Raw genomic sequence first — 18,924 nt, 5'->3', positions numbered from 1 at the left:
AAACACTAGGCTTATGGCACTAACTTCTGTAGTTTTATTGATGGTTGCTTTATTTATTCATGTTATTTTAACATAACTACTCTTGGAGAGCCAGAATTGTATTGAGTTTGTCTGCCTTTGACCTTGTATTCCAGAACTATCATAAAAAATATATTTGCTTCCGACCTCTATTTATACTAACATAAACGTATCTCGCTTGTGTAACCATTGTGAAAACTAAACAACTAAGATTCAGGCTCTCAGATAGAAGGTTTTCAAAGTTACAACTTTATGCAGCACAGGCAGACAAAACAATGACTCAAGTTATTGAAGAGTTGTTGGATACTTTGCCAGAACCAAAACAATTGAAAAAAGATGACTGCAACTAAAGTTGCACTCCTTCGCTTGTATCTCAGCCCTAAAGGGACTGAGTTTTACGCTTACCGTGTGCTTCTATAAGAAAGAATACATTCGTTAGTCGATCAGAATTCATGGTGGATTCTGATCGACTAACGAAAGTTTAAGACCCCCACTCCCTTGAAAAGTGACGCTCGTTCCTCGGTATCGCTAACAGATCAGAAGCTTCCTCCGCTCTGACTTTTAGCTAATTGCCTTCTTGTGTGTTCTGTATTCGGACTCCCAATTTTGTAACTATCTTATGGCTTCTACGACTTCTGCTTACCGAATTACTGATTTATTCGCCAAAAGAGCTAGAAATCTGACACCACCAACTTACGGCACTGAGTTAACCAAAATTCTAAATGTTAGCTTTGCCTATGGTCTAGCTGACCCAATTCTCTTTCCCCACGCTGACTTGGCTGCTGCAAGTGCGACTGTGCTGACAGAAGAAGCTCCGATCGCCCTCAATTACGGGCCACCTTCATCTCAACTATATGAGCAAATTATCCTCCGTTTGCAGGCTAAAGGAATTGCAGCCGATCGCGATCGTCTGATCATTGGCTACGGTTCTAGTCAGATTCTCGGCTTGCTACCAGATGTGTTTGTCGAACCTGGTGATGTGGTAATTGTGGAAAGCCCAACCTTCATGGGAGTAGTTAGTAGATTTGTCCACGCTGGCGCACGCCTGATTACTATTCCTGTGGATGAGTTGGGGATGGATGTCGATGTGTTAGAAGTAACATTGAGCGATTTGAAGAAACAGGGCATTCGACCCCGGTTTATTTACACCATCCCCACCTTTCATAATCCCACAGGCGCGACTATGCCGTTATTTCGCCGCCAAAAACTGGTAGCGTTAGCGGCTGAGTATGGCGTGCTGGTAGTAGAAGACGATGCTTACAGCGATTTGCGCTTCCAAGGTGAAGTTGTGCCTCCCTTGGCAACCCTCGACAAGGAGGGGTGGGTGTTATATGTGAACACCTTCTCGAAAATTATTGCGCCTGGTATCCGGCTAGGCTGGGCTTGTGGCGATCCAGCGATTGTTGAGCGGCTGGCAATGTTCAAAAGTGAAGGGACTGTGGGGCCATTTGTCAGCCATGTGGTCGCTCGCTACTGTGCTACAGGCAAACTAGATCATCACATTCAGGAGTTAATCGCCTGCTACAAGCATAAGTGTAATTTGTTGTTAGAAGCGATCGCTCAAGAGTTTCCCACTGATATAGTTGCTTTGCGACCAGGCGGGGGCTTCTTCGTTTGGTGTAAATTGCCGCCAGATATCAGCGCCAAAGCACTCCTAATGGCTGCCAGTGAACACGGCATCAGTTTTCTGCCAGGGACTCGCTGCTACGCCAATGGACAGGGGGATGATGCCATCAGGTTAGCTTTTAGCTTTCAACCAACACAGAAGATTGTTGAGGGAATCGCTACATTAGGAGCAGTGTTGCGCGGATGGCGTCACTAATTTTGGATTTTGGATTGTTAAATTGTTAAACTGGTTATTGCTTGGATGCAATAGACGGTAGGGGTACAGCAATGCTCATTGGTGTCAACTTAAGCAAAAAGGAGGCAAAAGATCTAATCTAAGAATATCTAGTTTGATGTTCTTAGTGATACATCATGAGTAGAAAACGTCCAGCGCGAAAAGAAAACCCAGATCTGCGGCAGCAAAAACATGTACCAGCACCGCCGATTGAGAAAATCGAGAAAGAAATCTTTTCATTGCTATCTCCGGTGAGCTTTAAACCCCTGAGATTGTATGAAGATAAACAGAAGAAAAAATTCCGAGACAGAATATTAACGCTACCGATGATGATGGCGATCGTTGTGAGTTTAGTATATCGCCAAATTCCAGGCTTAAGAGAAGTACAAAGGGTATTGTCACAAGAGGGATTGTTATGGGTGGAACGTCAAAAGCTCTTTGGATTAGTCAAAAACAGGCGTAAGCGCCATCGAGAGATTGACGCTTACACCCAACAAATTTGGGCAAAATCTTCTTAAAGTTGACACCAATGAGCATTGCTGTGCCCTTACAAATGGTTTTTGACACACTCCCCCGTTTAGAAAACGAGGGATTCTGGGGTCAAACAATGATTGCAGCTATAACCCGTCTGATATCATCTAGCCCAATGGACTTGTGGCCATGCCCAGTTAATTGTTTCATACCATGACCAATTTATTCGGTTACTCGCTTATATCCCCTGCATGAATGACAGGGGCTTTACGCATCACGAGTCGTAATAATCTTTAAAAAATTTGTTCTAAGCGTTGGAAATCGCGCTGCACTTCATACCAGAGACTTTTATTATGGGGGTCTGTCTTCAGAGCTTTTTTGAGATAAATTCTGGCTTTGAGCAGCTGATTTTCGGTAATTAGTGCCCGTCCCCAAATTTGATAGGCGATCGCTAGCCATTGACGGACTTCTGCATCTGTTGATAAACGATCTGCTAAAGCTTCCGCTAGGGCGATCGCTTGAGGAAATCGTCTTTCTTGCAAAAATCGCTGCAATTGCTCATAAGTCTTCCACTTCAGCCGTTCTTCTATTTCCAACAGATTAGGCGGCTTTAGTTTCCCTGGTTGTTCGCTTGTCACCGTTGTTACTGGTGTTTTCTGCCACTGCGTTGCCTTGGCATGATCACGCCCAATTGACACCTGACTTGAATGTGCAGCTGTTTCCTCTGGCAGTACTACCGTCAGCAGGAGTTTATAAGCCTCTGTCAAGGCAATAAACTTATCTTTGGCTTTGTTGTCATCTGGGTTGATATCGGGATGATATTGCTGTGCCAGTCGTCGATAAGACGCTTTGATGTCAGCAAAAGAAGCTCCCGACCTTAAACCCAATAAACGGTAGCAATCTCCAAGATCCATCTTGAGCTATGAGCTATCGAATATCCAGCTTGGGGCTATCAGCTATCTGCTTCAAGCCTGAACTATTAATAATAAGGGCTAATTTGCGATTTTAAAGTTCAATGTTGACAGTTTGTTTGGAGAGTGGGGAGTGGGGAGTGGAGAGTGGGGAGTGGGGAGTGGGGGGAAGGGAGTGGGGAGTGGAGAGTTAAAAGTTAGGAGTTATTTCTCCCTCATCTCCCTCATCCCCCTCATCTCCCTCATCCCCCCTACTCCCTATTCCCTACTCCCCTAATACTACGGAAGTTCTTTCTTCAATCACACGGTCTATTAAACCGTATTCTTTTGCTTCTTCGGCAGACATGAAAAAGTCGCGATCCATATCTTTTTCAATCTTTGCTATGGTTTGACCTGTTTTCTCAGCATAAATCCCGTTGAGCTGGTGACGAATCCGCAGAATCTCTCTAGCTTCAATTTCGATATCGCTTGCTTGTCCACGGGTTCCACCTGAAGGCTGGTGAATCATAATCCGTGAGTGAGGCAATGCTAGCCGTTTGCCTTTGGTGCCAGCTGCCAGCAGAAAAGACCCCATTGAAGCCGCTAAACCCACGCAAATAGTCACTACATCTGATTTGATATGTTGCATGGTATCAAAAATAGCCATGCCAGATGTAACCATCCCACCTGGAGAATTGATGTATATATAAATATCTTTACCTGGATCATCTGAGTCCAGATACAGCATTACAGCGATGATTTGATTGGCAATTTCATCATCAATATCTCGCCCCAAGAATATAATCCGTTCCCGGTAAAGGCGATCGTAGATGCTAATCCAATCTGTATATTGTCCTCCGGGCATCCGGTAAGGAACTTTAGGAACGCCTATAGGCATTTTCGTTACTCCGTTTTTAATAATTTGAGGGCGGTAGAAGAGTTAGGAATGAGCAGTATTAAATAACTCATAACTCATAACTCCTAACTAAATTTAGAGGACACTGGCAGGAAGTGGGGGATTTGCGAGTTCTTCTTTCTCAAAAACTCGGTCAATCAGCCCGTATTCTTTTGCTTGGTAGGGTGTCAGATATAACAGCCGATCCATATCTTTAATTATTTTTTCTGGAGGCTGTCCGGTGGTGCGATGCAAGATATCAACTAACGCCCCTTTATTTACCAAAACTTCCCTAGCGCGAATTTGAATATCCGTTGCTTGACCTTGGGCGTAGCTTTTGGGCTGATGCAGGATAATCGAGGAGTGAGGCAAACTAGCGCGGCAACCTTTTGTACCAGCACTGAGAAGCATCGCTGCCATGCCCATCGCGGAACCAACGCAGATGGTGTGGATCGGAGGCTTGATATATTTCATGGTGTCAAAGATGGCGAAGGCTTCGGTTTCAAAGCCAATGGGTTCGCCACTGTAACCGGAAGTGCCGGTTGAGTTGATATAGATTTTAATCGGCTTTTCGGGGTCGTCGGACTGCAAAAACAACAACTCGGCCACGATTAATTCGGTGACAGCAGGCACCAGTGGCATCCCAATATAGACAATTCGCTCCTTCAACAAGAGGGAAGGTAAATCTGGCGGCGGTGTCCGGTAGAAGTTATCGCCGTAATAAGGGGCTTGAACAGCCTTAATTGGGGAAGTGTCCATAACAACTGATCGCCTGAAACTATGCCGTTAACTGTAATACATCCTAGCGCGATGCTAGCTTTCCTTAAGGTGCGGATTTCTCCCTAATGCTCAAGGCGGCTTCGCATCTGCGAATGCTTCGCTTCTAAGATATTCTGATTATATTAATGTATTTGTGTTGGATAGGTTTTCCGTACAGCTAAAGTAGTGCTTTGAAGTTATTTTTTAATATGTATGTATATCCTGAATAGGGACTTTGAGTTATGAAGGTTAGTTTGCAGCCTGCCTTGAATGATGGTAATTTGGACGCGAATCAACTGAATAGTCAACGTCAGTTGGGAATTTCGATTTCAGCGATCGCAGAGTCTCTAGACCGGAATGTGCCACTGAATTTATGTTTAATTCTCGATCATAGTGGTTCCATGAATGGGCGATCGCTAGAAACGGTCAAAAAAGCAGCGATTCGTCTGGTAGATAGACTCAAGAGTGGCGATCGCCTCAGTGTTGTAGTTTTCGATCACCGTGCCAAAGTCTTAGTACCCAGTCAAAGTCTCGAAAATCCAGAGAAAATTAAACAGCAAATTAACCGCCTAACTGCGGATGGTGGAACTGCAATTGATGAAGGACTGCGCTTGGGGATTGAGGAATTGGCAAAGGGCAAAAAAGATACTGTTTCCCAAGCCTTCCTATTAACAGATGGCGAAAATGAACACGGTGATAATAATCGCTGTTTGAAATTCGCCCAATTAGCGGCTAGCTATAATTTGACTTTGAACACTTTGGGATTTGGTGACAATTGGAACCAAGATGTTTTAGAAAAAATTGCTGATGCGGGTTTGGGTAGTTTATCTTACATTCAAAAACCCGAAGATGCAGTGGATGAGTTTAATCGCCTGTTCAGCCGCATTCAAACAGTGGGATTGACTAATGCTTATCTGTTATTGTCTCTAATGCCCAATGTCCGGTTAGCGGAACTTAAACCTATTGCCCAAGTTTCCCCAGACACTATTGAGTTACCACTGCAACAAGAAGCTGATGGACGTTTCGCTGTGCGGTTGGGAGATTTAATGAAAGATGCAGAACGGGTGATTTTAGCTAATATTTATTTGGGACAATTGCCAGCAGGTGAACAAGCGATCGCTAATGTGCAAGTCCGCTACGATGACCCAGCCGCTAACCAGGTAGGTTTATTTACACCAAATACCCCAGTTTATGCCCATGTAGTGAAAAATTACCAAGCAGACCCGAATCCCCAGGTGCAACACTCTATTTTAGCATTAGCGAAGTATCGTCAAACTCAGTTAGCCGAGACGAAATTGCAACAGGGCGATCGCAGTGGTGCAGCGACGATGTTACAAACGGCTGCTAAAACTGCCCTACAAATGGGAGATAAAAGTGCGGCGACGGTGTTACAAACTTCTGCTACTCAGTTGCAAGCTGGACAAGATTTATCTGAAAGCGATCGCAAGAAAACCAGGATGGTCTCTAAAACAGTTTTGCAAGATACCCCTCCTACATGAAAGTTAAATTGCTATCGGCGTTAAATGACAATAATGTTGATCTGGCTCAAACAAGTAGCCAACGTCAACTAGCAATGAAGATTTTTGCGATTGCTGGTGAGTTTGACCAAAATCTCCCCATTAATCTCTGTTTGATTTTAGATAAAAGCGGTTCCATGCATGGACAACCAATTAAAACCGTGATTCAGGCAGTGGAAGGATTAATCGATCGGTTGAAAGTAGGCGATCGCATCTCAGTTGTGGCTTTTTCCGGTTCTGCGTCAGTCATTATCCCCAACCAAGCGATCGAAGACCCCGAAAGCATCAAATCTCAAATTAAAAGCAAACTCAGTGCTAGCGGCGGTACAGTCATCGCTGAGGGTTTAGAACTGGGAATTACAGAACTGATGAAGGGTACAAGAGGCGCTGTTTCTCAGGCGTTTCTGCTGACAGATGGGCATGGTGATAGCGGTTTGCGAATTTGGAAGTGGGATATTGGGCGAGATGACAATAAGCGCTGTGTTCAACTGGCGCAAAAGGCTGCCAAGCTGAACCTAACTATCAACACTTTCGGATTTGGCAATAGCTGGAATCAGGATTTGCTGGAAAAAATCGCTGATGTCGGTGGTGGGACTCTAGCCCATATTGAGCGTCCTGAACAAGCTGTGGAGCAATTTAGCCGACTATTTGGACGGATTCAGTCGATTGGGTTAACTAATGCCTACTTGCTGTTATCTCTAGTGCCCAATGTCCGACTAGCAGAATTTAAACCCATTGCCCAAGTTGCCCCAGACACAATCGAGTTACCAGTGGAACCCGAAGCTGATGGTAGCTTTGCTGTACGTTTGGGAGATTTGATGCAGGATGTAGAACGGGTAGTTTTGGCGAACATTTATCTGGGACAATTGCCAGAAGGAAAACAAGCGATCGCGCATCTGCAAATCCGTTATGATGACCCGTTGGTTAACGAACAAGGTTTACTTTCGCCCCTCGTGCCAGTGTATGCAGATGTAGTGCGGGCGTATCAACCAGATTCCAATCCCCAGGTGCAACAATCTATTTTAGCATTAGCGAAGTATCGCCAAACCCAGTTAGCTGAGGCGAAATTGCAACAAGGCGATCGCATTGGTGCAGCCACGATGCTACAAACAGCTGCTAAAACCGCTTTACAAATCGGAGATAAAGGTGCAGCGACAGTGTTGCAAACTTCAGCAACTCGCCTGCAAGCTGGAGAAGAACTTTCGGAAGCAGACCTCAAGAAAACTAGGATTGTATCAAAAACGATTTTACAGGAATAGTTAACTCATAATTTACAATTAATTCAGGTTTCAAGCTCTTAATTTTGCTAAGGTTCAAGTAAGGATTCAGGTGTTTGAAACCCAGTCACAGAGATAGTTTCAAAATTGACTTTGGCTTATTAACATACCTTGAGTCGCAATAATGCACGGAAATATAGGCGTTACGTAATTATTATTGAGAATATAAATTTGTAGTTAATCCCCGGAAAGTATTATCAGGAAACGATTGTAGACATTTTGGTATGACCTGAATCCTTACAGGTTCAATGCATCCTTGTCTATACTATGAACGCTCAAAAATATTTCAAACAAAAAAACGAAGGTATTTTCATGCTAATCTATAGGTATAACTGTTATTAGTAAGGAGAAATTCCTCTGTGCTTGTATTTCCTTGCTAATTCAAAATTGTACTACTCTATAATATTTATCCAAGCCTAATGATGTGTATATTAAGAAACTAATTAAATTTTAAAATTAATTAGTATATGGAATAGGGTTAAATTTGTAACTTGGGAATTGAATATATTAACGTTAACTCACATGAAGAATCTAAAAATTCCACCACACTATCAATTAGGTATTACATTAATTATAAAAATTGATGAAAATCTATTCCAGAGATTACTGAATGCTATTACAGAAGTCCATCCCTTCGTAAGTATAGAGAGCTTAGTCTTGGAGATTGCTCCGAAATTAGAAGAAATTGCTGTCAATGATTTACAAGAAATTTTAAGAGCTATTCGTTCAATTTTCGCTCTCCGTACTCAAGAAAATCTTAAAAATAGTGAAATAGTGACAGGTTTGAGTAATGCTGTATCAATTGACAATACATTTTCAGATTTATCAGATGAAGAATTAAAACGTTTTGAACAAAGGCTGACTCAATTATTGGTGTTGGCAGTCGATGGTTCAATCAGTATTTCTTCCAAAGCTGTAGACTTGCTACAAGAGTATGATCGTATATTGTTGAATTCGCGTATTATTACGGATATTAGACCTGTTTTCAAATCAGAAACTCAGGAAGGAATAGCTGGAGCTTTAATAGTTCACACATTAAAAATCGACTACCAAGATGCAAGTGGCTTAAGAGAGTTTTATGTAGCATTAGATTCAAATGATGTAAGGAATTTACAAGAGCAGCTATCTGAATCTCTAGTAAAAACAGAAGTTATACATTCTATTCTGAATAAAGCAGATATTCTGTATTTAGATCCTAACTATAACTCCAAATAAGGTGGAAAAATGCTCCTAGAAAATCCAGAAGTAAGAAAAAATAAATTACCAAATACGGAATTTTTGAATGTATCTATTAAAAGTGAAAAGTCATCAACAAATGATTGGTTGATTGACGATAATAGAATCGGACAACAAAAAACTTGGCTGATACAAGGACACCAAGAAAATCATGAATTATCTTATAATTTCAGCAAAATATTTCAATTATACACCATAGATAATGTTGTTGATACACTGAGATTTTTGCGAAAGCATCAAAACCTCGTAGATATTCTACTCAAAGCTCATCGAGAAATTAGAAAGTATTTCCCATCTGAAAAATTACGATTAAAGTTGTCTGTTGATCCTGAATCTCCTCAATGGGAGAAACTATTGCTTTCTATCTATTCTAGTCCAGAATATGTTGATGAAGCCTTAAATAAATTAGACGAGTTCGATCAAAAATGGTGGATAAAAGCTTCATTAGGAGTTGCTATAAATCTTTATATCAATTTGGAATTTGAATGAAATTCGACTGGTCAAGTTATTTAAAGCTTGCAGAAACTCTATTTGATGAAGTAACTAATTCCTCAAGACAGGCAAATAGTTCATCAATGGATGAAGCAAAGATACGCTCTTCTATCAGTAGAGCGTATTATTCAGCTTTTTGCCTCGCTAGAAACTACTTACGTGATATTGAAGGAGACGGTAAATTAAAGACTGATAAAGTTGGTATACATGAATACGTAATCAAAGAGTTAGAAAGTAGTAGAAATAATGCAGATAGAAGATATTTAGGACAATGTTTATCTCGTCTACGTGGATTGAGGAATGAAGTTGATTATGAAGATTATATAGCTTCTAATCTTCTCACTAGTAAGGCAAAGCAAACTTTGAAAAATGCTAATAAAGTTATTGAATTATTAAATAAATTGACTAGTAGTCAAAAACCATAGAGGTTTTCAATGTCTGGTTCATCGCTTCAAACCCTTGTCAATCAACTATATTTAACCAACAAGCCAGCATCACCAGTAAGCCGTTGAAAGATTTTTGCTGAATGAACTGATCGCGATCGCAAGCTTTCGGCTCAACGATACACCAAAATGAATGCGGAAAACACTAAAATGAGAAAGCAAACTGGGATTTGAGAAAGTCAAATGCCATTTTGAGTAAGCAATATGGCTTTTTGGTTATTAAATATGAAGTTTTAAGAAAGTAATATACCTTTTTGCTGATTGAATATAAATTTAAGTTAAATATGCGAAGGGTTAGATATCAGACAACAACGGTAAACGATGGTGTCGATACCTGCATCACGTAGCAATGCTGCCGCAGAGAGTGGTAATCCCTGATCAAGCAACAGTTTCATAGCTGTTAGGTAGTTCAATGATGCGATCGCTCAAGTAGGACGATGCAAAAATTAAGGCTTGCTGAATATCTTCATCTTCTAATTCGGGAAACTCCTGGCGCAGTTCTTCACGATTAGGGTAGGTAGCTAATAACTCAATCACCCGACGAACGGTAAGGCGAAGATTACGAATAGAAGGTTGTCCATTCATCCGATTGGGATTGCTGGTGATGCGATCTAATTTCATGGAAATAACCCTAGCTTCTTATGAAAATCATTGTCAATGTATATTGCTTTATGGCAAGTTAATGAGAAACGATTGTACTCCAAGCAAAATTTTATAGCAAGGAACATTAAATAAGACTTCTGCCACTAAAATAGAAAAATCATTCACGAGCGTTGTACTTATGGGTAATGAAGTTGAACTACTTCAACACTGGCGACAACTCACACCCCAAAAGCAACAAAAAGTTTTGGAGTTTGTTGAACTACTTAAGTCTGAGTCAGAAACAACACCCCGCGAATCTGATTTTGTACCACAAACACCCTTAGCCAAGAAATTATGGTCAATCCGACAACGAGCGATCGCTGCTGGATTGCAACTCCATAAATAAATTTACCTTTGTTGAAGCCAGATGGCAGAGGTTGTTTTTCTGCGACTGATGGATGATTATCCATCAGCCACAACTACCTAACAACGTTACCTGGTTGTAAATTAATGCAAACGTGGACTACCACAAATGCGTCTTAGAGTTGAACAAAGCTTCTTCAAAGGTGCATCTTTCGGTTGTTTGACAGGTAGTAGATTACTTCGATACCTATGGCTACTCCTACCATGAATATTAAAACCCAGACGGTTTGTGGATCTGTTTGCAAAGCAAAGCAAATTAACATTCCTAGTGCTACCAAACATATTCCAGCACCTAGAAGTGAAATCCACTGCTTGCTTTTCGTATAATGATGCATACGAGCATTAGCTAAATTAACCGCAGCAAATATCAGGAGAAACCCGGCACTACCCATCGTTGATATCCGATTTATGTCAAAGATATTGGCAATTATTAGAGTAATACCACTAGTAATAAATAAGCCAATTGAAGATTGGTTATAGCCATTTATTTGGCTGCCAGAGTCAAACCCCCTAGTTTTAGCAATAACAGAGCTAAAACGAGCTGAACCGTAGAGTGTTGCGTTACTAGCCGAGATAGTTGATAACAGAGCAGCGATAGTAATCAAAACAGATCCCAATTGCCCGATAATTGGTTTGGCAACTTCAGCTAAAGCATAATCTTTTACTGTCAAAATCTGTTCTATTGGTTCTGCTCCCAATGTGACGAGTGCTATTAAAACGTAAAGCAAAATAACGAACCCAATTACAGAGTAATAAACCCGTGGCAAAGTGTACTTGGGATTGACAAGATCCTCGGCTGTATTGGCGATTAGCTCAAAGCCTTCATAAGACAAGAAGATCACCATTGCTCCTGCGAAAATTGACTGTAGCGACGACACTGAGACTGGTTCTAGACGGGAAATGTCGATATGACTGATCCCCATAGTAATAAACAGTATCAAAATTCCCAGTTTGAAGCTGACAATCCAGATTTGAGATTTCCCAATATAATTAGCAGTTAGTAGATTTAGTCCAGTCGTCCCTAAAATTGCCAAGCTAATCAGTAAGTGCTTCCAAATAGGTTGAGTAGGCTCTGTAAACAGGCTAACTCCATAACTACCAAAAGCCTGCAAGTAAAACGAAAGCATGACTATATAGCTAAACCATAGTAGAAGATTCAGTGTCCCACTAAACAGCCCTAGACCAAAAGCCTGGTTTAAGAAGGTTACTGTCCCGCCTCGACATGGATGAGCTACTGAAAGTTTGGCATAAGCATAAGTAGTTATCAAAGCTATTGTCCCTGCTATAACAAATGCTAGTGGTGCGCCTGCACCAGCTATTTGGATTGCAACTCCCAGCGCTGGAAAAAGTCCACCGACAATGCCTCCTACACCCAATGCCCACACAGACCAAAAACCTATTTTTTTGCTTGACACCTGTAACCTCTTTAGGAATAGATAGTCTTATAGTCGTTGACCAGCAGGCAGATAATCAAGCTTGCAAAAGAAAACTGCTGTATATCTGGGGATTTTAGCTAAGGGAAATCCAGATTATTTCAATATAAAGCGATCGCTCACAATCAAAAGCCAAGCCACAGCAAGCATTTAGGCATTATAGTTAGACTACCTATCTTTTTGGCAAAGGTATTGGTTGATTGAATATGAATTTCAGTTAAATATGCTATGCCTACGGCCGGCGTAGCGATCGCAATTGGGGGAATTAAGCCACTGTGGTTTTTTCTCCTGGCGCAAATAGGCGATCGTCTGACATTTTAATCAATGGCGATCAAGTAATAATGATGAAATTACTTATAGCGTTTACTATCACATTTAAATACCCTTGCCACTCTAATTTAAATACCATTTGCTGAGGTATCCGTTAATGTCCAAACCAGAAATATATATTACGTTTCGTCTTACGCAGCATGAGAAAGATTTGTTTAAAGAATATTGCGAACAGGAAGCAAGAAACCAAACCGAGGTATGAAGAGAACTTATTCCTAGGCAACGCAAGAAAAGTTAGAATTACTAATATTAGCCCTTCAGAATAAAACTAAAGCCGTCCTGGAAGTGCGTAGCTCTAAACCCACTTTTTCGATAAAATAGGAATTCTTTGAGTATTAGGAGCAGCCATGTACGTGCTAATTGGTGGAGCAGGCTTAGTGGGACTGACTTTGGCTCAAAAATTGGTAGAACTAGGGCATACGGTTGCCGTCATTGATATTGATCCTACCGCTTGCCGATATGCCCGTGAACAAGTCGGCGCGATGGCTTTTGAAGGCAGTGCTGTGAGTACAGAAGTATTATTAGAAGCTGGGATTCGTAAAGCCAACGCTCTAGCAGCTGTCCTCAGAAGTGATGCCCTCAACTTAGCAATGGTAACTCTCGCTAAACACTACGGTGTTAGCCATACTCTGAGTCGAATGCGCCACCCCGATTTTGCCGAGCCACTGCGTATAGCAGGAGCCAACCATATTATTAGTACCGTTGAACTCGCAGTTTCCACAATGGTGAATGCCATTGAGTATCCGCAAGTAGAATCAATCATGCATTTTGAGCAGGGACAGATTGAGGTTTTGAAAATTTCTATTCCCAACAGTTGCTATGTAGCCAATCGTAGCGTTGCCGAAATTGCTCAAGATTCTCGGTTTCCCAGTGGTTCTCTGATTATCGGCTATCAACCTCACCCTCACGAGGATTTAATGATTCCTAATGGCAGTACAGTCATAAAACCGGGTTCGACTCTACTGATTGTGACCAAACCAGGGTCTTTACATCAAGTTATTGATTTTATTGAAGGTTGTAAATAGTTTTGATGAAGCTGTATCCACATCTTTATTTAGTAATTGCAGTTATTCTGCTTGCATCTTGTAAACCAATTCCAAATTCACCAAAGTCACAAACAGTTACTAGTCAGGCAACCCCATCTAACAAGATAGTGACTTTAGATAGTAACTTCAAGATAGCAATGGGTCAAACCATTTATGTACCTGTCTATTCTCATATTTATCATTATAATCGACAGCAGATTTTTAATTTAGCAGTTACGCTCAGTATTCGGAACACAGATTTGGTCAATCCGATCATTATTAGTTCTGTGCGCTACTATGACTCGGCTGGGAAGTTAGTTAAGCAGTATTTAGAGCATCCTATTCAACTTGATGCGCTAGCTTCCACAGATTTTTTTATTAATACGAATGATACCACTGGTGGCTTAGGCGCAAACTTTATTGTAGAGTGGGTATCTCAAACAGAAATAACTGAACCGATAGTAGAGGCAATCATGATTGGTACTGACTTTCAGCAAGGAATTTCTTTTACCAGTCCTGGTAAGGTGATTAAAAGTCAAAACAACAAACGTTCATTGCCGAAACAAGGGTCTTGAACAGCTATTAATCATCATCAAGTTGGAGCAACTGTTCATCAATGATTTGTATCCGCCCTCGTACAATATCTTCCGAGAGGATTCGTTTACGCATTGCTTCGTTGAGCGCTCCTTTTTCGGCTAACAGTAAACGACGGCGAATAGCATCAAGTTTAATGCGCCCACCACTTTTAGCTTCAAACTCATCGGGACGGCGATTATAAAATTCTCGTAGCGCCTTTTCTGCTCCTGCTATTCGTACCTGATAAGTTGAGCGCATTTCTTCATAGATAGCTCTTGGTAATACCCCTGACTTCAACAAGCTATCTAATTCATCCTGTGCTGCTTTACCTGTCATCAGTTGAGCTTGCAATTCTTCAACCTGGTGCTGAGTCTCTGAAAATTGAGATAATTTTAAGCGTTTTACCAACCAAGGCAAGTTTAAACCTTGTCCTACTAATGACATCAGCACACTGCCAAAGACTAAAGTAATCAGGAATTCTCGCCCTGGCAATGTGGTGGGTAAACTCAAAGCCAGAGCCATCGAGAGCGAACCCTTGATATTACCTAAAAAAAGTAAATGTTGCCAGCGCAGCGGAATTGGGCGGTCAAACCAACGAACCACTGCCAGCAGAGGATAGACCGTAAGAATTCGCCCGACTTGATACGCCACAACTGCAAGAAGAACAGCAGGTAAAGTCCTCCAGAGCGTCACTGGGTTTATTTCTGCACCAATCAGCAGAAAAATAAAGGTGTTGACAGTAAAACTGGCATATTCCCAGAAACTCAACAAGGTGATGCGACTAGAAGCAGAAGTATTGCGAGACAGCCCCAAATTCCCAAAAATTAATCCAGCTACAACTACAGCTACAGCGCCTGATACATCTAGAAATTCCCCAACCTGAAAAGTTGCTAATGCAACTGCGACCGTCAGTAAGAGACTGCTAAGGGGATCATCTAAACGGGCGAATACAGGTATGCTCAAGTAACCCAAGACTAACCCTACGACGCAGCCTCCGAGAGCTATCAATAGCAGTTGTTGAATTCCATCTAGTAACGTCAGCGAACCTGTCGAATATACTTGCAAAATCAGGTTGAATGCAACTAGGGCAGCGCCATCGTTGAATAGGGTTTCTCCTTCAACGATGGTGGAAAGTCGGGAGGGTACTGGTATTTCCTTAAATATGGCAATCATTGAAACTGTATCAGTATTTGCCAGCATTACTCCTATAAATAAAGCAGGTATCCAAGTCAGCCCCAGCAAAAATTTCAACAGAACGGCAATAATAGCACTGGAAAGCACAGCTCCAGGGCCAGCCAAGAGAGCAATTGGTTTAAACGTGCTGCGTAGGCGGCTGACATCTGTATTGATGCCAGCTTCAAAGAGTAGAATTGGCAGGAAAAGATTCAAAACCAGGGATGGGTCTAAACCAATGCGACGAGACAATAACTCTGTGATTGGCAGACCAGCCAACACTAAACCCGTGACATAAGGGACGCGTAACCGACGGGATAGCAAGGCTACACCAGTGGCAACGAGTAGGAGAATAATTGAAATCTTGATTAATTCGGTAACATTCACTTAAGATACTGAAAATTTATTTTAGTTTCATTAATAAACGTTGCCAAAAAGGTAATACAAATGTCAAGCTTAATTTTAGTTTAAAGGTGAACGAAGCTAGGCAAATTTCCGCCACAGTGTACTAGTAAAGTTCTGATAAATGTGCTACAGGTAAATAGTTGGTAGCTTGAGAAGTACACATGAAAACCACTGGTATTCATCATGTAGCTATTATTTGTTCTGACTACGATCGCTCAAAAAATTTTTATGTAGAAGTTTTAGGCTTTTCGATTATTCAAGAAACTTTTCGCGCCGAGAGAAATTCTTATAAATTAGATTTGCGAGTTGGAGAAAATGCTCAAATAGAGTTATTCTCATTCCCCAATCCTCCAGAACGGTCTAGTAAACCAGAGGCTTGTGGTTTAAGGCATATTGCTTTTCAAGTTGATGATCTTGAGCAAACTGTTTTTTATTTAAAATCAAAAGGGTTAGAAGTAGAGAATATCAGAGTTGATGAAATTACAGGTAAAAAATTTACTTTTTTTAAAGACCCAGATAATTTGCCGTTAGAGATTTATGAACATTAGGCTTTAATATGCTCATTAGGGAATATAAACAATCTGATACTAAGATAATAATGAAACTGTTTTATGATACAGTTCATGAAATCAATATTTGCGATTATACTCAGGAACAAGTCAATGCTTGGGCACCAGAAAGTATGGATTATGAAGTTTGGCAGAAAAGATTACAAGCCAAGCTTCCCTACATTGCAGAAAATAATGGTGAGATAATTGGGTTTGGAGAATTAGAACCCGATGGTCACATTGATTGTTTTTATTGTCATAGCAAATACCAAAGAAAGGGTATTGGCTCAAAACTCTTAACTCATATAGAAAATACTGCCAAATTTCAAGGAATTAAACGGCTATATACAGAAGCGAGTATTACTGCAAAGCCATTTTTTCAAAACAAGGGATTTAGCATAGTCAGGGAACAGCAAGTAGAACGGCGGGGAGTTTGGCTTCAAAACTATGTAATGGAAAAATACCTGTGAATTTTGACAATATCTGCAAATTTTTAGCTGAAAACTTCTCCAGTGACTTCGCCACTTGGTTATTAGGCGAACCCATCACTTTAACCGAATTAAGTCCAAAAGAATTATCTCTAGAACCGATTCGGGCCGATGCCCTAATTCTGCTACAGTCGGAGCAAAGCATATTACATTTGGAATTTCAAACCCAACCTGATGCTGAAATTCCTTTTCGGATGATTGACTATCGGTTGCGAGTATATCGCCGCTTTCCACACAAAGCAATGCATCAAGTTGTGATTTACCTCAAGCAGACAAATTCCGATTTGGTGCAACAAAATACATTTACAATTTCTGGGACACGCCATGAATTTGCAGTTATCAGACTTTGGGAAGAACCAACTGAAGTATTTATGAGAACGGCTGGACTGTTACCCTTTGCGGTTCTAAGTAGTACAATTGATCGAGAAGCCGTGCTTAACCAAGTGGCACGGGAAATTAATAGTATGACAGAACCAAGGACTCAAAGTAATATTGCTGCTTCCACAGCGATTTTAGCTGGTTTAGTATTAGACAAAGAGGTTATCAGACGAGTTTTGAGGTCAGATATTATGCGCGAGTCAGTGATTTATCAAGATATTTTAGAAGAAGGCAAAGCTGAAGGCAAAGCTGAAGGCAAAGCTGAAGGTAAAGCTGAAGGCAAAGCTGAAGGCAAAGCTGAAGCTTTACTTGAAGTGGCAATAAATCTAGTTAATACTGGTATGCCATTAGAACAGGTAGCAAGAGTTACAGGGTTATCAATTGAGCAGTTACAGCATTTACAAGCACAAGTAGAAGGCGACGGACATCAATAAGGTCTGATTAAATACATACTTAACAGAGTTGCGTCAGTCCAATAAATAATCGGTGCAGGTTGACTGCACCGATGGCTGCGCCGACGCTGCGCGATCGCACAATTTAACTCTAATTGCACCTGACATTTCCCTCACGCCAATGCTGAAGCTTGGGGTTTGGCAAAAATCATTCTTCCTGCTGTAGTTTGCAAAGCACTGGTAACAACTACTCGCAGTTCACCACCCACATAATTACTACCTTCTTCAACGACTACCATTGTGCCGTCATCTAAGTAGCCAATACCTTGACTGGGTTCTTTGCCTTCCTTGAGAATTTTCAAATCAAGGTTGTCACCAGGTAAATAACTGGGACGCACGGCATTCACTAAATCATTCACATTCAAAACAGGTACTTTCTGAACACTGGCAACTTTAGACAAGTTGTAGTCGTTGGTTAGCAGTGTACCGCTAATCTCTTGGGCGAAGCGCACTAACTTGGCATCCACTGTGGGAATATCGTCGTAGTCAATTGTATTAATCAGGATGCGATCGGGATAATCTTCCTTAATGCGGTTGAGAATTTCTAGTCCTCGCCTTCCTCGCACCCGCTTTTGGTCTTTGCTAGCATCCGCTACTTGTTGGAGTTCTTGCAAGACAAACTGCGGTACGAGAATTTGTCCTTCCAGAAACCCTGTTTCTAGTAAGGCTTCAATACGACCATCTATAATACAGCTAGTATCTAAAACTTTGGTATTGGCTGGTTTTAGTGTTCCTTCCACTACCATTGATTCGACGGTGTTGGGATTAATGAACCGCAATAAGCCTCGCCCGTGGGTGTCTGCCAAATTCATACCAGTGACGGAAAGGATAATACTGCCGACAACTGCCACCAGTGGCTTAATAAATCCAAAATCTGCGGGTATAGGTAGCAAAAAGAGTGGGGCTAGCATGAGGTTAGCTAGCAATAGCCCAATCACTAAGCCAATGGCACGAGTTAAGATCACTTCCAGAGGCATTTCTTTGATTTGTGATTCTAGGCGACGATATGTCGTCTGGAAACTCAGCCCGATCGCACCACCAATAATAGCGCCAAAGACGGCAACAACTAAGCGTAAAGCTTCAAGATTTGTTACCTGATCTAGTGCCCCATTGGGTAGTAGTTCAATGCTGTAGAACCCTATTCCCGACGCTGCGAGGATAAATGAGAAAATAATAATGGCGTCAAGCATGGTTGTCTTGTTTTCCTGCAACTGTGTTAACCGATAAAGTTAAGTATTTTTTATTTCATCGGTAAGATAAACTAATCAATATT

At 41.2% G+C, this 18,924-nt stretch carries 19 protein-coding genes and 1 pseudogene; 13 read left to right on the top strand and 7 right to left on the bottom strand.

Translation table 11 applies throughout. The features are described 5' to 3' along the window. The first annotated feature begins 637 nt into the window (after positions 1–637). Together V7L05_RS19240 and V7L05_RS19235 are read left to right on the top strand one after the other, a co-directional pair. Positions 638–1,840, top strand: a complete 1,203-nt coding sequence (locus tag V7L05_RS19240) for an aminotransferase-like domain-containing protein (RefSeq protein ID WP_335166304.1) — start codon at positions 638–640, stop codon at positions 1,838–1,840. A gap of 155 nt (positions 1,841–1,995) precedes the next feature. Next, positions 1,996–2,287, top strand: a pseudogene (locus V7L05_RS19235) (IS4 family transposase); the annotation flags it as partial. 335 nt (positions 2,288–2,622) lie between these two features. Here V7L05_RS19235 and V7L05_RS19230 read toward each other — a convergent pair. The 3 genes from V7L05_RS19230 to V7L05_RS19220 all read right to left on the bottom strand — a co-directional run bounded on the left by V7L05_RS19230 (position 2,623) and on the right by V7L05_RS19220 (position 4,873). Continuing rightward, the gene (locus V7L05_RS19230; RefSeq protein ID WP_335166302.1) at positions 2,623–3,243 is read right to left on the bottom strand and encodes a J domain-containing protein; all 621 of its coding nucleotides are present in this window, start codon (positions 3,241–3,243) and stop codon (positions 2,623–2,625) included. A gap of 262 nt (positions 3,244–3,505) precedes the next feature. Then, a complete protein-coding gene (locus tag V7L05_RS19225) occupies positions 3,506–4,117 on the bottom strand; it encodes an ATP-dependent Clp protease proteolytic subunit (protein ID WP_334943575.1) in 612 nt (203 codons plus the stop codon). A gap of 93 nt (positions 4,118–4,210) precedes the next feature. Then, positions 4,211–4,873, bottom strand: coding sequence for an ATP-dependent Clp protease proteolytic subunit (locus V7L05_RS19220; protein WP_292798361.1), 663 nt, complete (start codon positions 4,871–4,873; stop codon positions 4,211–4,213). A 242-nt stretch (positions 4,874–5,115) separates the two neighbouring features. On the opposite strand from V7L05_RS19220, the gene V7L05_RS19215 reads away from it, so the two are divergent. The 5 genes from V7L05_RS19215 (at position 5,116) to V7L05_RS19195 (ending at position 9,820) form a co-directional block, all read left to right on the top strand. Continuing rightward, positions 5,116–6,372, top strand: coding sequence for a vWA domain-containing protein (locus V7L05_RS19215; protein ID WP_335166300.1), 1,257 nt, complete (start codon positions 5,116–5,118; stop codon positions 6,370–6,372). Further along, positions 6,369–7,649, top strand: a complete 1,281-nt coding sequence (locus V7L05_RS19210) for a vWA domain-containing protein (RefSeq protein ID WP_335166298.1) — start codon at positions 6,369–6,371, stop codon at positions 7,647–7,649. Before V7L05_RS19215 ends, V7L05_RS19210 begins: the two co-directional genes overlap by 4 nt. Before the next feature lie 540 nt (positions 7,650–8,189). Continuing rightward, positions 8,190–8,882 (top strand): hypothetical protein, encoded by a 693-nt coding sequence (locus V7L05_RS19205; RefSeq protein ID WP_335166296.1) that lies wholly within the window; start codon positions 8,190–8,192, stop codon positions 8,880–8,882. A gap of 9 nt (positions 8,883–8,891) precedes the next feature. Beyond that, entirely contained in the window at positions 8,892–9,392 is a 501-nt protein-coding gene (locus V7L05_RS19200; protein WP_335166294.1) for a hypothetical protein, read from the top strand. Then, complete coding sequence (locus tag V7L05_RS19195; protein ID WP_335166292.1) at positions 9,389–9,820, top strand: HEPN domain-containing protein; 432 nt, start codon at positions 9,389–9,391, stop codon at positions 9,818–9,820. Before V7L05_RS19200 ends, V7L05_RS19195 begins: the two co-directional genes overlap by 4 nt. Before the next feature lie 396 nt (positions 9,821–10,216). On the opposite strand, the gene V7L05_RS19190 is transcribed toward V7L05_RS19195, so the two are convergent. Next, complete coding sequence (locus tag V7L05_RS19190; protein WP_292765164.1) at positions 10,217–10,459, bottom strand: DUF433 domain-containing protein; 243 nt, start codon at positions 10,457–10,459, stop codon at positions 10,217–10,219. A gap of 160 nt (positions 10,460–10,619) precedes the next feature. Here V7L05_RS19190 and V7L05_RS19185 point away from each other — a divergent pair, with 160 nt between their 5' ends. After that, positions 10,620–10,826: a hypothetical protein gene (locus V7L05_RS19185; RefSeq protein WP_335166289.1), complete on the top strand. Its 207-nt coding sequence runs from the start codon at positions 10,620–10,622 to the stop codon at positions 10,824–10,826. Between the two features lie 154 nt (positions 10,827–10,980). Here V7L05_RS19185 and V7L05_RS19180 read toward each other — a convergent pair whose 3' ends face one another. Next, a complete protein-coding gene (locus V7L05_RS19180; RefSeq protein WP_335166287.1) occupies positions 10,981–12,258 on the bottom strand; it encodes an APC family permease in 1,278 nt (425 codons plus the stop codon). Positions 12,259–12,953: 695 nt separating this feature from the next. Between V7L05_RS19180 and V7L05_RS19175 the strand changes: the two genes are divergently transcribed. Then, complete coding sequence (locus V7L05_RS19175) at positions 12,954–13,631, top strand: potassium channel family protein (protein WP_292800566.1); 678 nt, start codon at positions 12,954–12,956, stop codon at positions 13,629–13,631. A 5-nt stretch (positions 13,632–13,636) separates the two neighbouring features. After that, positions 13,637–14,206: a DUF3124 domain-containing protein gene (locus V7L05_RS19170; RefSeq protein ID WP_335166285.1), complete on the top strand. Its 570-nt coding sequence runs from the start codon at positions 13,637–13,639 to the stop codon at positions 14,204–14,206. 7 nt (positions 14,207–14,213) lie between these two features. Here the strand turns inward: V7L05_RS19170 and V7L05_RS19165 are convergent, their stop codons facing one another. Beyond that, positions 14,214–15,767 carry a cation:proton antiporter gene (locus tag V7L05_RS19165; RefSeq protein WP_335166283.1) on the bottom strand — a complete coding sequence of 518 codons (1,554 nt, stop codon included), beginning with the start codon at positions 15,765–15,767 and terminating at the stop codon, positions 14,214–14,216. A gap of 179 nt (positions 15,768–15,946) precedes the next feature. Here V7L05_RS19165 and gloA2 point away from each other — a divergent pair, with 179 nt between their 5' ends. Genes gloA2 through V7L05_RS19150 form a run of 3 tightly spaced genes read left to right on the top strand, consistent with a single transcriptional unit; the run spans position 15,947 to position 17,633 of the window. Further along, positions 15,947–16,333 (top strand): SMU1112c/YaeR family gloxylase I-like metalloprotein, encoded by a 387-nt coding sequence (gene gloA2 / locus V7L05_RS19160; RefSeq protein ID WP_335166281.1) that lies wholly within the window; start codon positions 15,947–15,949, stop codon positions 16,331–16,333. A gap of 8 nt (positions 16,334–16,341) precedes the next feature. Beyond that, complete coding sequence (locus V7L05_RS19155) at positions 16,342–16,803, top strand: GNAT family N-acetyltransferase (protein ID WP_335166280.1); 462 nt, start codon at positions 16,342–16,344, stop codon at positions 16,801–16,803. Next, the gene (locus tag V7L05_RS19150; RefSeq protein ID WP_335166279.1) at positions 16,800–17,633 is read left to right on the top strand and encodes an Rpn family recombination-promoting nuclease/putative transposase; all 834 of its coding nucleotides are present in this window, start codon (positions 16,800–16,802) and stop codon (positions 17,631–17,633) included. The genes V7L05_RS19155 and V7L05_RS19150 overlap by 4 nt, the downstream gene beginning before the upstream one ends. A gap of 131 nt (positions 17,634–17,764) precedes the next feature. Here the strand turns inward: V7L05_RS19150 and V7L05_RS19145 are convergent, their stop codons facing one another. Then, positions 17,765–18,841, bottom strand: coding sequence for a PIN/TRAM domain-containing protein (locus V7L05_RS19145; protein ID WP_335166277.1), 1,077 nt, complete (start codon positions 18,839–18,841; stop codon positions 17,765–17,767). Positions 18,842–18,924: the final 83 nt, after the last annotated feature.

The sequence above is a fragment of the Nostoc sp. genome (assembly GCF_036917755.1).
Taxonomy (GTDB): Bacteria; Cyanobacteriota; Cyanobacteriia; order Cyanobacteriales; family Nostocaceae; genus Nostoc.
Note: the sequence above shows the minus strand (reverse complement) of the source record. Positions and strands in the feature narration are given on the sequence as shown.